Below are 14,117 nucleotides of genomic sequence, written 5' to 3'. Positions count from 1 at the left end.
CGGATGCGGGTATTGATCGTAAAAACCTCATCAATGGGCGATGTGCTGCACACGCTGCCCGCGCTAACCGACGCGGCGCAGGCGCACCCCGGTATTCGCTTCGACTGGGTGGTGGAAGAAGGCTTCGCGCAAATCCCCTCCTGGCATGAAAGCGTTGAACGCATCATTCCAGTGGCGATTCGTCGCTGGCGTAAGGCCTGGTTTTCCGCGCCGATTAAAGCCGAGCGTAAAGCCTTTCGCGAGGCCGTTCAGGCGGTAAAGTATGATGTCATCATCGACGCCCAGGGGCTGGTAAAAAGCGCCGCGCTGGTCACTCGCCTGGCACACGGCGTGAAACACGGTATGGACTGGCAAACGGCCCGCGAGCCGCTGGCCAGCCTGTTTTACAATCGCCGCCACCACATTGCGAAACCGCAGCATGCGGTGGAGCGTACCCGCGAGCTGTTCGCCAAAAGCCTCGGCTACGCGAAACCCCAGACGCAGGGAGATTACGCCATTGCGCGCCATTTCCTGCAGCATGAGGCTAGCGCTGCCGCCCCCTATCTGGTCTTCCTGCACGCCACCACCCGCGACGATAAACACTGGCCGGAACCCCGCTGGCAGGAGCTTCTCGATCTGCTTGCCGACAGCGGCGTTCGTATTAAGCTGCCGTGGGGCGCCCCACACGAAGAGGCGCGGGCAAAACGACTGGCGGAAGGACGGGAGTATGTTGAAGTACTGCCGCGCATGAGCCTTGAGCAGGTGGCGCAGGTTCTGGCCGGCGCCCGGGCCGTCGTCTCGGTCGATACCGGACTGAGCCATCTGACCGCCGCGCTGGATAAACCGAACTTCACGCTCTATGGCCCGACCGATCCGGGACTGATTGGCGGATACGGTAAAAATCAGCATATCGTGAGACCGGAAAACAGCACCAGCACCGGCGATATTTCAGCCAGCCAGGTTCATCTTCTCCTGCAAAATCAGGGGCTGCTCTGATGGGATCCCTGTTTAAACAGATCTATCGTTATACGCGCCCTCGCGCGTATCGCCACAATGAAAATCTGTGGCCTTTTACCCGCATCACGCGCGCGCCAAGCGGCGAAATCAGCGCGTTACGCTATAAAGGGAAAACGGTGCCGCTGGTCAGCCTGAGCGCGCTGAAAAACAGCATGCAGGGCGAAGTCCTGTTGACCGCCACCGGCCCTTCAACCCGCAATATCGATTTTTCCCTGCTATCGAAAACGATCCCGGTAATGGGCGTCAATGGCGCCTGGCATCTTGCCGATCGACTGCATTTTTCGCTCTATACCATCGTCGACATGGAATTTTTCGATAAAAAGCCGGACATTATCCGCGCCATTGTCAGCCAGCCGGACATTCTGTTATTCACCACCATGCATGGGGTCGCCAAAATTATCGATCGCCATGCGGATGTGCTGCGCTGCCGTTTGGCGTTGATTGAGGACGGTTGCTATAAGATTTACCAGCCGAAAGTCGCCAGCGAAGCGATAAAGCGCACATATCAGCAGAATCCGGCGATGTGCTTTCATCCCCAGCGCCCGGATATCTGCTTTAGCACCGATATCCGCCAGGGGGTTTTCGATGCCGGAACGGTGGTCTACTGGGCGCTGCAAATTCTCGCCTGGCTGGGCTTCAATACGATCCTGGTGAGCGGCCTGGATATGACCAACTTTAACCAGCCGCGATTCTACGAAACACAACAAGAAAAATTGCCTTCATATCTGGCAACGAAAGTGGATACCCTCGTCATGCCCTCCTTTGCGCATGCCGCGCAGGTACTGCAGCAACGCCAGATCCGGGTAATTAATTTTTCTCCAGAAAGCGCTGTGCCGGACACTATCTTCGAAAAGGTTGCGTTTAATGAGTACTTTAAAAGTGAGTAATTTCGCCAGACAGGGTTACTCGATTGTCTTTCCTTTGTTTTTATTTTTTAGCGCGATTTTTTGTATGTCCACCCGGACCAATAACCTGCTGCATTTATCGATCCTGCTGCTGTTGCTATCGCTGGTTCGCCAGGAAAACCGCCAGGCGCTGGCCGGGGTGTTACGCGAACAGTGGCAGACCTGGACGCTGCTGGCGGTCTTCTTTATTTATTACGCCCTCAGTAACCTGTGGGGCCATACGCCACAGCATATTGACTCGCCGATCACCCACGGCGTGTATCTGACCGGCTATCTGTTACTGATGGCGTTGCTGCTCAGCGACGAACGAACCCGCCGCCTGGCGATGCTGGCGGTGGTTGGCGGGATCACCGTGCTCTCACTGTGGACGCTGATTATCGACCACACGCTGGTTCTCACTGAACGTGCGGTCTCCCCCGAGAACCCTGGACCAACGAACGTTATCGACCTTGCCGGCTACTGCGGCATCGGCATTTTAATCTGCGGCATGTTACTGAAAGAAAAAGCCAGCCACTGGCTCTATCTGCCGGTCGCCATCATGCTGGTCATGATGCTACTGACCCAAAGCCGCGGGCCAATCATCGCCCTGGTGCTGGCGGTCGGTTGTACGCTGCACCTGCACGTCTTTACCCGCCGTAACCTGCTGATCGCCGCTGCGCTGGCCGTGCTGGTAGCGCTGCTTTTGGTCGTAACACCGGTGGGCGATATGCTGCTCGCCCGTTTCGAGGAGCTGGGCACCCAAAGTGGGCTGCGCCTGAGTATCTGGCACCATACGCTGTCGGAGATGGCCAGCCAGCCGTGGCTGGGGCGCGGTTTCAGCTATGAACTGGACTTCATCAACTACAGCGGCGAGCACATCACTACCACCCACAGCGTGTATATGGGTGCCCTGCTGAAAGGCGGCATCGTGGGCTTACTGCTGCTGCTGGCGGTCATTGCCTGCGGGCTATGGCAGGCGTGGCGCAAGCGCCGCACCGACAGCCGCTACAGTCTGGCGATCCTGTTTTACGCGCTGGTGTTTATGGCCTCTCAGGGGATGTTTATCATCAGCAATCCCCGGGAGACCTGGGTGCTGTTCTGGCTGCCGCTGGGCATTGCGCTCAGCAAAGGGCTGGCGGAAAAACGCTAATAAATAGGGCCGTCAGCGGCCCTTTTTATATTAACCTCTCGATTAACTGCGGGCGGCGACCAGCCGGTCGGCCTCTTCCTGAATCACGGGCCACACCGACTCAATCGCCACATCGGCGACATTTGCCTCTTCACAGACGATCTGTTTCGCCTTGTCATAGCCCGGCGCCCAGATGTGATAGCCGGGCAGCCCGGTATCTTTGAGTTTGCGTTTGTTATAGACCGCCACCATCGGCTTATCGAAGGCCCGGGCAATATGCACGATCGAGGTGTCCGGCGTAATGACTAAATCACAACTGCGGATCACTTCGACAGCGGAATTGATGGTGCTGTCGGCGATGTACAGTGCCATATCCAGTCCCAGCTGGCGGATTTTTTCACTGCGCCCCACCATCACGATACAGACCCGGTAAGGCAGAGCATGTAGCCGCTCAACCAGGGTCGCCACCTGGTGGCGACAGAAGTCTTTATCCTCGGACGCGGTAAAAGGGTTAATGGCAATACGCAGTTCGACCTCTCCGGCCTGGGAAAGCAAGCGGGCTACTTTCTCCCGCTCATGGCGGCAGCCGGGGAGATGATAGTGATACGGGTGGTCGTCAACGATGCCAAACAGCTTCACTACCTGTTTATAGCGCTGGGAAATATGGCTGTTGCTGTCAAAAAAAGCGATCGAATGATCGTAAAGTTTATATTGATCTTTATTAAAGCCAATCACGCTGGTCGCGCGTAAATCGGCGAGTAATTTAAAGCGTTCATAGCTGGTGACGTCATCAAAATCGATAACCGCATCAAAGCCCACCGCCCTTAAAACATTTAAGGACATGCGCGGCCGATATAAATATACTTGTTGAATGAATTCTGAGCCTGCTAATATTTCGCAGCATATTGGTCCGGTTAACACCGAAACCTGATATCCCCGTTCAGCCAGTATTCTGGCGCAGCCGGTCGTAACCACCATATCACCGACTTTATCGTCCAGACGCAATAGCAGTACGCGGTGCACAGGCGCCGGGTCAAAGGCTTTACGCGCCGGCTTATTTCTGTATCGATAGTTAATTAAATTAAATTTAATGCCGCGGAAAAAAGCATTCTTTTTCCGCGTTAATTGTTTAAGGATACGCATACGGTACCTTGAGCTGTGTTAGCGCTGTGTGATTTTCCGCTGGTAATATTCTGCCAACGTCATTCCCTTTACCTGCGGCGCCAGCCAGCTAAAAAAGGCTTCAAGGTCAGCGTATAAACGCTCAATATCCCGTTCATTCTGGAACGTGGGGCTGCCGCCGGGCATATACTCTGAAGAGTGGAGCATATATTCCACGTAGTCATTGCCCTGCGTCAACGTTTGTTCGACGACTTTTTTCATCGTCTCCACGTTGCCGCCCATCGGACGCAGCCAGTGCACGGAGGGAGAACGCACTTTGCCACGCAGCCGATCGTAACCCTGCTTCACGCTGTTCATCCACGCTGAGTGCTTGTACTGAATGCTCATCGGCACTTCCAGCAGCGGAGAGTGGCCTTCGCGGCTGATATCATTTTCATCGAGGAAATAGGCATGCTGCGGGAAGCGGCGATAATCGGTCCCGCCATCGCCCTGCGGCGCCCCCTTGGCGGTCTTCCAGTTCACCCGCGGGGTCACCGAGCAATCCACCTGATACCCGTACTCCACCAGCAGACGCGCATAGCGCTCGTCAAACGCCCAGCGCCCGGCGCGATGGCTGACCATTTTGGTCTGGAAGGTGTCCTCCAGCAGACGCGTCATATAGTCGACCTTCTCACGCATCATGGCATCGCTGTATTCAATAAGATAAGGCTTATGTCGCCAGTCATCGGCGGTCAGCGGCTCGGTCGGCGGGCTGTTCCACGCATGCAGATGCATGCCGATTTCCGCGGTGCCGCGGGCAATCACGTCTCTGGCAAATTCGATATAAAAAGGGTCGATGGCCATTTCATAATTGGTCAAATAGACCGGTTTAAAGCCATACTTTTCGCAAAGCTGCTGAAAACGCGGGAGATAGCGCGCATTCTCGGTGGTGATACTGTCATGTTTTTGCCAGAGGTTATCGCCCTCTGTATCAATCGTGATGAGAAATGCGGGATTGTGCACGAAAACGTCCTCAGGCCATACGTATCGGGTCATGGTAGAGCAATACAACGCTTCTCTCAATCTGTCTGATCCCCTAGAATCGGAACCCTTATCCTGGATGAAGAACAGAGTATGACGCCTGAAACCCTCTCCCGCGGCCCGTTGAACCCGGCGCGGATCCTGGTCATTAAGCTGCGCCATCATGGCGACATGCTGCTGATCACGCCGCTTATTCACGCGCTGAAACAGCAGTATCCCGCCGCCAGCGTGGATGTGCTGCTGTATGAAGAGACCCGCGATATGCTCGCTGCCAACCCTGATATCCACCATATTTATGGTCTCGATCGCCGCTGGAAAAAGCAGGGAAAAAGGCATCAGCTAAAGATGCAATGGCAGCTCATTCAGACGCTGCGCCAGCAGCGATACGATATGGTGCTTAACCTTGCTGACCAGTGGCCGAGCGCGGTCATCAGCAAACTGACCGGCGCCGCGACGCGGATCGGTTTTGATTTCCCAAAGCGCCGCCACCCGTTCTGGCGCTACTGCCACACCGCGCTGGCCTCAACCCAACAGCACAACCAGCTGCATACGGTACAGCAGAATCTCTCTATTCTCGCTCCACTTGGTATCCAGCTGCACGACGCGCCGGCGCGGATGGGCTACAGCGAAGCAGACTGGGCCACCAGCCGCGCCCTGCTGCCAGAGGAGTTCCGGGAAAACTACATCGTCATCCAGCCGACGTCGCGCTGGTTCTTTAAATGCTGGCGCGAAGATCGTATGAGTGCGCTGATCAACGCGCTATCCGCCGAGGGGTACGCGGTGGTGCTTACCTCCGGCCCCGATGATAGAGAGAAGAAGATGGTGGATACCATCATCGCCGGCTGTCCGCAGGCGCGACTGCACTCTTTAGCCGGCCAGTTAACGCTGCGCCAGCTGGCAGCAGTGATCGATCATGCCCGGTTGTTTATCGGCGTCGACTCGGTGCCGATGCATATGGCTGCGGCTCTTGGCACTCCGCTGGTCGCCCTGTTCGGCCCCTCGAAGCTGACCTTCTGGCGTCCGTGGCAGGCGAAAGGCGAGGTGATCTGGGCCGGCGACTTCGGTCCGCTGCCCGATCCGGACGCTATCAACACCAACACCGACGAACGTTATCTCGATTTAATTCCTACCGACGCCGTGATCGCGGCGGCGAAAAAGGTACTGGCATGAGTAAATTCAGGCTGGCTCTGGTGCGGCAGAAGTACCGCCCGGACGGCGGCGCAGAACGGTTTGTCTCCCGCGCGCTGGAAGCCCTCGACAGCAGTCATCTGCAGCTGAACGTCATCACCCGCGAATGGCAGGGGCCGGTGAAACCGGACTGGCAGATCCATATCTGTAACCCACGTAAGTGGGGGCGCATCAGCCGCGAGCGCGGCTTTGCCAACGCCGCGCGTGCGCTGTGGCAGCGTGAGTCTTTTGACCTGGTGCAGAGCCATGAACGTATTCCCGGCTGCGATCTCTACCGCGCTGGCGACGGCGTTCATCGCCGCTGGCTGCAACAGCGCTCGCGCATTTTACCGGCCTGGAAAAGCCGCCTGCTGTTCGCCGACCGTTACCACCGCTACGTCATGCAGGCGGAGCGCGAGATGTATGAAGACTCACACCTGCGCGGGGTGATCTGCAACGCCGAGATGATCAAGCGCGAAATTATCGAAGACTTTGGCCTGCCGGCGGACAAGATCCACGTTATTTACAACGCCATTGACAACCAGCGCTTCCTGCCGCCGGACGAAGAGACCTTTGCCGCCTTACGCGCCAAATGGCAGCTGCCGCTGCAGGCGACCTGCCTGATTTACGTCGGCTCCGGCTTTGAGCGTAAAGGGCTGGCGGCGGCAATCCGCGCCATCGCTCCCACCGATCGCTATCTGCTGGTGGTCGGCAAAGATAAGGATCAGCCGCGCTATCAGGCGCTGGCGAAGAGCCTCGGCTGCGAAGCGCGGGTGCGCTTCTTCGGCATGCAGTCGGAAACGCTGCCCTTCTATCAGATGGCCGATGGTCTGCTGCTGCCGACCCTCTACGATCCGTTCCCCAACGTGATCCTCGAAGCGATGGCCTGCGGTCTGCCGGTGATCACCACCACCGGCTGCGGCGGGGCGGAGTTTATCGTCGAGGGGCACAACGGTTACGTCTGCGATGCCCTGGATATCCCGGCGCTGCAGCAGGCGGTGATGGCCCTGCCGCCGCGCGCGCTGGGCTCCGCGGAAGGCGGCCACGCCCGCGAGCGTATTATGGACTGCACCAGCGAGCGCCTCTCAACCCAGCTGCTTTCTCTTTATCAGGATCTGGTGAAATAACGATGCGCATCTTATTTGTGATTGACGGTTTAGCCGGCGGCGGCGCGGAAAAAGTGGTCCTGACCCTGGCGGCACAGTTCCTGCGCGACGGCGATCGGGTGTCGCTCATTTCGCTGCGCGACGTCTGCGAGTATCCGTTGCCCGAGGGGCTCGACTACCAGGTGGTGACCGATCGTTGCCGTAAACCGTGGCGCAAGCTGACCGAGCTGTCCCGCCGCGCCCGCCAGCTGGACGCCGCGGTCATCCGGGCCGAACAGCAGGGGCAATTTGACCTTGTGCTCTCCAACCTGCACAAAACCGACCGCATCGTCGCCCGCAGCCGGGCACTGCGCGAGCGTAACGTCTGGTTCTGCCTGCACGGCGTCTTCTCTGCCTCCTACCTCGGACATCGCACCGGCTTTGACCGCTGGATGAAGCAGCAGAAGATTAAGCGAATTTACCAGGGTCGCAACGTGGTGACGGTTTCCGACGCCGTGGGGCGCGATCTGGTTGAAGCCTTCGCCCTGCGTCCGGCGCAGCTGAAGACTATCTACAACCCCTTCGATATCACTGCCCTGCGAGCTGAGGCGGAAGCCGACAGCGAGCGCCCGGCCGGTGACTATCTGATTCACGTCGGCCGCTTCCATCCGGGCAAACGCCACGACCGCCTGCTCGTAGCCTATGCGCAAAGCGGCATCGACGCACCGCTGGTGCTGTTAGGCCAGGGAAAACCGGAGCAAGAGCAGCGCCTGCGCCAGCTGGCGAAAACGCTGCAGATTGAGGACCGGGTGTGGTTCAAAGGCTTTCAGAAAAACCCCTTACCGTGGATCAAAGGCGCGCGGATGCTGGTTTTGAGCTCGGATAGCGAAGGATTCGGCAATGTGGTGGTGGAGGCGCTGCTGTTGCATACGCCGGTCGCCAGCACCCGCTGCCCCGGCGGCGTCACCGAGATCCTCACCGGCGAACTTGCCCGCGGTCTGGCGGATCTGACCAGTCCGGCGCTGGCTCAGACGATGCAAAGCATTTACCATAACCCGCCGGCCATCGACGATGCCGCGCTGGAAAAATTCAGCGTCGTGTCCATTTGTCAGCAGTACCGTCAGCTGCAGCGCACCTGACGCCGTTAGTTAACCAGGATCGAAGATTTATGAGTCAAACGCCTTTATTGAGCATCGTGGCTGCCGTCTACAACGGTGAGAAATTTCTTGCGCAATTCTTTGAGTGCCTTGAACAGCAGCAGCTGGACAGCTATGAACTGATCCTGGTGAACGATGGTTCGACGGACAACAGCCTGGCGGTGATCGCTGAATGGCGGGATCGGCTGCAGAATGTCCAGGTGCTGGAGCAGGAAAACCAGGGCGTCTCGGTCGCGCGCAATACCGGCCTCGCCGCCGCCCGCGGCAAATATCTGGCGTTTCCGGATATCGACGACAAACTCTATCCAGGCATGTATCGCACGCTGCTGGAGATGGCCGAGAAAGAACATCTCGATATCGCCACCTGCAACGGCACCTATGTGTACGAAAAGCGCCGCGAGAGCCACCCGATTTTCCCGCTGGATCGCCTGCCCTCAACCGGCGTGCTGCCGGGCCATGTCTGGCTTAAGCAGGCCCTGGACTCGCGGAAGTTTCTGCACGTCACCTGGCTCAATATTTATCGCCACGACTTTATCCGCCAGCACAACTTCCATTTCGAGCCTGGCCTGCGCCATCAGGATATCCCATGGACCACAGAGGCGCTGCTGGCTGCGGAGCGCGTGCAGTACACCAGTCAGCAGTTCTATGATTACTACATTCACTCTGAGTCGGTATCGCATAAGCCGGACAACGACGACACGCTGATGCGTTCGGCGCGCCATTACATGAAAATTCTGGAGATGCTGGAGGCGATCAACCAGCGCTACCCGGATAAAGTGCGCCATATCGCCGCCTGTCGCTGGCAGATTGCCAAAGAAGGCCTGGGGATCATCCATACCTTCGACAGCATGAAAGATGAGTCGAAAAAGCATGTTATTATTAACGAATTCTTCGATCGCGGTATCTGGCGGTTAATCTGGAAAAACGCCTGTACTTTCCGTTTACGCTGGCGCCTGGGACGCCGCTATCTGCGTATTAAGCGTTATCGCCACGCGGGATAGACCAAAAACCCGCTGTTTCCGCCAAAGAGATAGCTTTACGCGGGCGAAATGCTTAGAATTTGCCCGCCAAAACAGAGAACGGATAAATAGTTTGGAATTGCTTTATACCACCCTACTTTACCTTATTCAGCCGCTGGTGTGGCTGCGGCTGCTGCTGCGTAGCCGTAAGGCTCCTGCCTACCGTAAACGCTGGGCGGAACGCTATGGCTACTGTCAGAACAAGGTAGAGCCGGATGGCATTCTGCTGCACTCCGTTTCCGTCGGCGAGACCTTAGCCGCCATTCCGCTGGTTCGCGCCCTGCGCCACCGCTACCCTTCTCTGCCGATCACTGTCACCACAATGACGCCGACCGGCTCCGAGCGCGCCATGTCGGCGTTCGGCAAAGATGTTCATCACGTCTATCTGCCCTACGATCTGCCTGGCGCCATGAACCGTTTCCTGAACACCGTTCAGCCGAAGCTGGTGATCGTTATGGAGACCGAGCTGTGGCCAAATATGGTGGCCGCGCTGCATAAGCGTAAGATCCCGCTGGTGATTGCCAACGCGCGCCTGTCCGAACGTTCCGCTAAAGGCTATGCCAAACTGGGCGGCTTTATGCGCCGCCTGTTAAGCCGCATTACGCTTATCGCGGCGCAGAACGAAGAAGATGGTAACCGCTTCCTCTCGCTGGGGCTGAAGCGCAACCAGCTGGCGGTCACCGGTAGCCTGAAATTCGATATCTCGGTCACGCCTGAGCTGGCGGCCCGGGCGGTGACGCTGCGCCGGCAATGGGCGCCGCATCGTAAAGTCTGGATCGCCACCAGCACCCACGACGGCGAAGAGCAAATCATCCTGCAGGCGCATAAAAAGCTGCTGGAGACCTTCCCGAACCTGCTGCTGATCCTTGTGCCCCGGCATCCGGAGCGCTTCCCCGACGCGCGTGAGATGGTGCAAAAGGCCGGAATGAGCTTCACCCTGCGCAGCACCGGCGAGATCCCTTCTTCCAGTACCCAGGTGGTGATTGGCGATACCATGGGCGAACTGATGCTGCTCTACGGCATTGCCGACCTCGCCTTCGTCGGCGGCAGCCTGGTGGAGCGCGGCGGCCATAACCCGCTCGAGCCGGCGGCGCACGCCATTCCGGTGCTGATGGGGCCGCACACCTTCAACTTCAAAGATATCTGCGCCAAGCTGCAGCAGGACGATGGCCTGATTACCGTTACCGACGCCGACTCGCTGGTCAGAGAGGTGTCCACGCTCCTCACTGATGAAGACTACCGTCTGTGGTATGGCCGTCACGCGGTGGAAGTACTGCATCAAAACCAGGGCGCGCTGTCGCGTCTGCTACAGTTACTGCAACCCTACCTGCCGCAGCGGAGTCATTAATGTCGAACCGGCTTTCCGTGGTGATGATCGCCAAAAATGCAGCCGATCTGCTGCCGGATTGTCTCGACTCCGTTAGCTGGGCGGATGAAATTATCGTCCTCGACTCCGGCAGTACCGACAATACCGTCGAGCTGGCCCGTCGTCTCGGCGCCCAGGTCTATACCCATACCGACTGGCGAGGCTATGGCATTCAGCGCCAGCGCGCGCAGGACTATGCCACCGGCGACTGGGTGTTGATGATCGATACCGATGAGCGCGTCACGCCTGAACTCAGGCAGGCTATTCTCAAGGTGCTGGCAGCGCCGCAGCGCGGCGCTATCTACAGCATCGCTCGCCGCAACTATTTCCTGGGACGCTTTATGCGCCACAGCGGCTGGTATCCCGATCGCGTCCTGCGCCTGTACGAACGCGCCCGTTACCGCTATAACGATAATCTGGTCCATGAATCGCTGGATAGCCTTGGCGCCGAGGTTATTCCGCTGACCGGCGATCTCCTGCACTTGACCTGCCGCGACTTTGCGGGCTTCCAGCAAAAACAGCTGGCGTATGCCGCCGCGTGGGCGCTTGAGCGCCACCGCAAGGGCAAGAAGACCTCGATGGCAGGGATTTTCAGCCATACGCTGGGCGCGTTTCTCAAGACGCTGCTGCTGCGCGGTGGGGTGCTGGACGGTAAGCAGGGCTGGTTACTGGCGATGGTCAATGCCCAGTATACGTTTACAAAATATACCGAGCTGTGGGCGCTGAACCACGGCTACTCGGAGAAAGAGTCATCATGAGCACAAAAGCGATCTATCCGGGTACCTTCGATCCCATCACCAACGGCCATATCGATATTGTCACCCGCGCGGCGAGCATGTTCGATAAAGTGGTGCTGGCTATCGCCGCCAGCCCGAGCAAAAAGCCGATGTTCAGCCTTGATGAACGCATTGCGCTGGCGGAGCAGGCGACGGCCCATCTGGTGAACGTCCAGGTGGTCGGCTTTAGCGATCTGATGGCCAATTTCGCCCGCGCGCAGCAGGCCAATATTCTCATTCGCGGCCTGCGGGCGGTGGCGGATTTTGAGTACGAGATGCAGCTGGCCCATATGAACCGCCATCTGATGCCAACGCTGGAGAGCGTGTTTCTGATGCCGTGCAAAGAGTGGTCGTTTATCTCTTCCTCACTGGTGAAGGAAGTGGCGCGCCATCAGGGTGATGTTTCTCACTTCCTGCCAGCGAACGTCCATCAGGCGCTGCTGAATAAGCTGAAGTAACCTATCAGCTGCTCTGTCCCCGTCTGTGTGCCAGGTGGCGCTACGCTTACCTGGTACACAAACGTTCGTGTTCCTGAGACTACTTCTGACACTGGCGGCAATAAAAAGTCGCCCGCTGGGCATGTTTGGTCCCGACGACCGGCGTACCGCAGATCCGGCATGGCTCGCCCTTGCGGCCATAGACCTGCAGCTCCTGGGCAAAATAGCCCGGCTTGCCATCGCTTTGCAGGAAATCCTTCAGCGTAGTGCCGCCCTGCTCTATCGAACGCAGCAGGACCAGCTTGATCACCTTCACCAGTTGCTCGCACTCGTCCCGCGACAGCGAGGACGCCAACCGGTCAGGATGGATCCCGGCGGAGAACAGCGATTCACTGGCGTAGATATTGCCGACCCCCACTACCAGCTTGTTATCCATCAGCCAGGGTTTGATCGCAGTTTTCTTCTTCGCGCATTTTTGCTGGAGATAGTCAGCGTTAAATTCATCGCTGAGCGGCTCCGGGCCAAGATGCGCCAGTACCGGATGGCCTTCCAGCGTTTTGGTCCACAGCCAGGCGCCAAAGCGACGCGGATCGGTGTAGCGCAGCACCTTGCCATTACTCATGACCAGGTCAACGTGATCGTGTTTTTCAGCAGGCAGCTCTTCGCTCAGGATGCGCAGGCTCCCCGACATCCCAAGATGGACGATGATCCAGCCGTCCGGCAGCTCCAGAAGCAGGTATTTGGCGCGGCGACGCACGCTGAGAACCGGAACGTCGCTCAGGCGATAAATCTCTTCGGAAACCGGCCAGCGCAGCCGTCCGTTGCGCACGACGGCGTGCAGAATGGTTGCGCCAACCAGGTGCGGCTCGATGCCGCGGCGGCTGGTTTCAACCTCTGGTAATTCAGGCATGATTTTCCTCATCAACTTAGGCAGGCGCCACTATTTTACCTCGTTCAGGAGGCAGCGACGCGATTAGTGGAGAAAATTCACGCCAACGGTTATGCGCCTCGCATCAGGCAGCGGCTTAAAGTTCCAGCGCCACAGCATATCGACCGCCTGCGCATCATACTGTTCCACTGCGCTGCTTTTGCTGACGAGTACCAGCGTCGGCATGCCTGTGTCATCGATATCAACGGTCAGTTCTACCCGCTGTCCGTCCGGCAGCTGCGGCGCTTTCCACTCCACGTTGAAGAGAGCAGCATTCAACACCTCATCCCGATCGATATCAACCGTCATGCGCTGCGCGGGATCCAGGGGGGCGACGGCTTCCTGACGATCCAGTTTTTCACTGGCGGGTAAGATCTCCGCGGCCTTTGCCGTATTCTCTCCTTTCGCTCTTTCCCCGAGGATATCGCCATAGTCGGCGTAGACTTTTGCCGAAAGAATCGCCTTACGTGGCCCCATGCCAACCCGCATCAGCAGCTTCGTTTTGATATTCTCTATTTTCTGCTCGGTATCCTCGGTGAACGGCTGTAGCAGCATGGAAGCGATCATCGCGCCCATGTACAGCTCAGGATCGCGATCGGCCCACACGCTCCCCCAGGCCATCCACACCTGCGGATCCTCTGGCGCCAGCGCCAGCAGCTGCGACCATGTGGCCCGCTTCTTCTCAAAGGAAGCGTAACTTTTTCTGAAGGCCAGATCTTTCAGTAGCGGCGCGTAGTACGGGTGCGTATCCACCAGGGCTTCCATCGCCTGCGTCATTTCAGTAAAGCTTTCTATTCTGCCTTTGGTCGTTTTATCCCGTTTTTTGAGGTAGATAAGCTGTAACTGACGCGCCTCTTCCGCGCTCAGTTTCTGTTGCGGAAACAGTGTTTTCATTCGCGTAAATTGCGCAATCATCTCCTTGCTGGCGCTTTCCATCGCCGTTTTATTATGGCGAGCGGCCAGCCGGGGGGGGGGGGGGGGCCCCGCCCCCCCCCCCCCCCAAAAAAAAAAACCCCCCTCAATAAATATAA

14 protein-coding genes are annotated in these 14,117 nt (G+C 57.9%); 10 read left to right on the top strand and 4 right to left on the bottom strand.

What is annotated here, in order from left to right:
* The first annotated feature begins 3 nt into the window (after positions 1-3).
* From rfaC to ACKLKD_RS19830, 3 genes are read left to right on the top strand one after another with little or no spacing between them, the layout of a single operon-like run.
* Positions 4-975, top strand: a complete 972-nt coding sequence (gene rfaC / locus ACKLKD_RS19840) for a lipopolysaccharide heptosyltransferase RfaC (protein ID WP_025712179.1) — start codon at positions 4-6, stop codon at positions 973-975.
* The gene (locus ACKLKD_RS19835; protein WP_025712180.1) at positions 975-1,883 is read left to right on the top strand and encodes a sugar glycosyltransferase; all 909 of its coding nucleotides are present in this window, start codon (positions 975-977) and stop codon (positions 1,881-1,883) included. Before rfaC ends, ACKLKD_RS19835 begins: the two co-directional genes overlap by 1 nt.
* On the top strand, positions 1,861-3,030 hold the full coding sequence (locus ACKLKD_RS19830) for an O-antigen ligase family protein (RefSeq protein WP_025712181.1): 1,170 nt from the start codon (positions 1,861-1,863) through the stop codon (positions 3,028-3,030). Before ACKLKD_RS19835 ends, ACKLKD_RS19830 begins: the two co-directional genes overlap by 23 nt.
* A 42-nt stretch (positions 3,031-3,072) precedes the next feature.
* Here the strand turns inward: ACKLKD_RS19830 and ACKLKD_RS19825 are convergent, their stop codons facing one another.
* Together ACKLKD_RS19825 and ACKLKD_RS19820 are read right to left on the bottom strand one after the other, a co-directional pair.
* Entirely contained in the window at positions 3,073-4,152 is a 1,080-nt protein-coding gene (locus tag ACKLKD_RS19825) for a glycosyltransferase family 9 protein (protein ID WP_025712182.1), read from the bottom strand.
* Between the two features lie 18 nt (positions 4,153-4,170).
* Positions 4,171-5,133 carry a polysaccharide deacetylase family protein gene (locus ACKLKD_RS19820; protein ID WP_025712183.1) on the bottom strand — a complete coding sequence of 321 codons (963 nt, stop codon included), beginning with the start codon at positions 5,131-5,133 and terminating at the stop codon, positions 4,171-4,173.
* Between the two features lie 111 nt (positions 5,134-5,244).
* Between ACKLKD_RS19820 and rfaQ the strand changes: the two genes are divergently transcribed.
* The 7 genes from rfaQ to coaD all read left to right on the top strand — a co-directional run bounded on the left by rfaQ (position 5,245) and on the right by coaD (position 12,179).
* Positions 5,245-6,321, top strand: coding sequence for a putative lipopolysaccharide heptosyltransferase III (gene rfaQ / locus ACKLKD_RS19815; protein WP_080897621.1), 1,077 nt, complete (start codon positions 5,245-5,247; stop codon positions 6,319-6,321).
* On the top strand, positions 6,318-7,445 hold the full coding sequence (locus tag ACKLKD_RS19810; RefSeq protein WP_025712185.1) for a glycosyltransferase family 4 protein: 1,128 nt from the start codon (positions 6,318-6,320) through the stop codon (positions 7,443-7,445). Before rfaQ ends, ACKLKD_RS19810 begins: the two co-directional genes overlap by 4 nt.
* A gap of 2 nt (positions 7,446-7,447) precedes the next feature.
* A complete protein-coding gene (locus ACKLKD_RS19805; protein WP_025712186.1) occupies positions 7,448-8,542 on the top strand; it encodes a glycosyltransferase in 1,095 nt (364 codons plus the stop codon).
* Between the two features lie 29 nt (positions 8,543-8,571).
* Positions 8,572-9,561, top strand: coding sequence for a glycosyltransferase (locus ACKLKD_RS19800; protein ID WP_025712188.1), 990 nt, complete (start codon positions 8,572-8,574; stop codon positions 9,559-9,561).
* A 91-nt stretch (positions 9,562-9,652) separates the two neighbouring features.
* Positions 9,653-10,927 carry a lipid IV(A) 3-deoxy-D-manno-octulosonic acid transferase gene (waaA, locus tag ACKLKD_RS19795; RefSeq protein WP_025712189.1) on the top strand — a complete coding sequence of 425 codons (1,275 nt, stop codon included), beginning with the start codon at positions 9,653-9,655 and terminating at the stop codon, positions 10,925-10,927.
* Positions 10,927-11,703 (top strand): glycosyltransferase family 2 protein, encoded by a 777-nt coding sequence (locus ACKLKD_RS19790; RefSeq protein WP_025712190.1) that lies wholly within the window; start codon positions 10,927-10,929, stop codon positions 11,701-11,703. The genes waaA and ACKLKD_RS19790 overlap by 1 nt, the downstream gene beginning before the upstream one ends.
* A complete protein-coding gene (gene coaD, locus ACKLKD_RS19785; protein WP_025712191.1) occupies positions 11,700-12,179 on the top strand; it encodes a pantetheine-phosphate adenylyltransferase in 480 nt (159 codons plus the stop codon). The genes ACKLKD_RS19790 and coaD overlap by 4 nt, the downstream gene beginning before the upstream one ends.
* A gap of 79 nt (positions 12,180-12,258) precedes the next feature.
* Here the strand turns inward: coaD and mutM are convergent, their stop codons facing one another.
* Positions 12,259-13,068 carry a bifunctional DNA-formamidopyrimidine glycosylase/DNA-(apurinic or apyrimidinic site) lyase gene (gene mutM / locus ACKLKD_RS19780; RefSeq protein WP_080897622.1) on the bottom strand — a complete coding sequence of 270 codons (810 nt, stop codon included), beginning with the start codon at positions 13,066-13,068 and terminating at the stop codon, positions 12,259-12,261.
* Between the two features lie 63 nt (positions 13,069-13,131).
* Positions 13,132-14,001: an energy transducer TonB family protein gene (locus tag ACKLKD_RS19775; RefSeq protein WP_420061983.1), complete on the bottom strand. Its 870-nt coding sequence runs from the start codon at positions 13,999-14,001 to the stop codon at positions 13,132-13,134.
* Between the last annotated feature and the right edge of the window lie 116 nt (positions 14,002-14,117).

Origin of the sequence: Klebsiella sp. 10982 (assembly GCF_048589245.1) — a bacterium.
Classification (GTDB): Bacteria; Pseudomonadota; Gammaproteobacteria; order Enterobacterales; family Enterobacteriaceae; genus Klebsiella; species Klebsiella quasivariicola.
The sequence above is the reverse complement of the archived record's forward strand: the minus strand, read 5'-3'. Positions and strand labels throughout refer to the sequence as shown.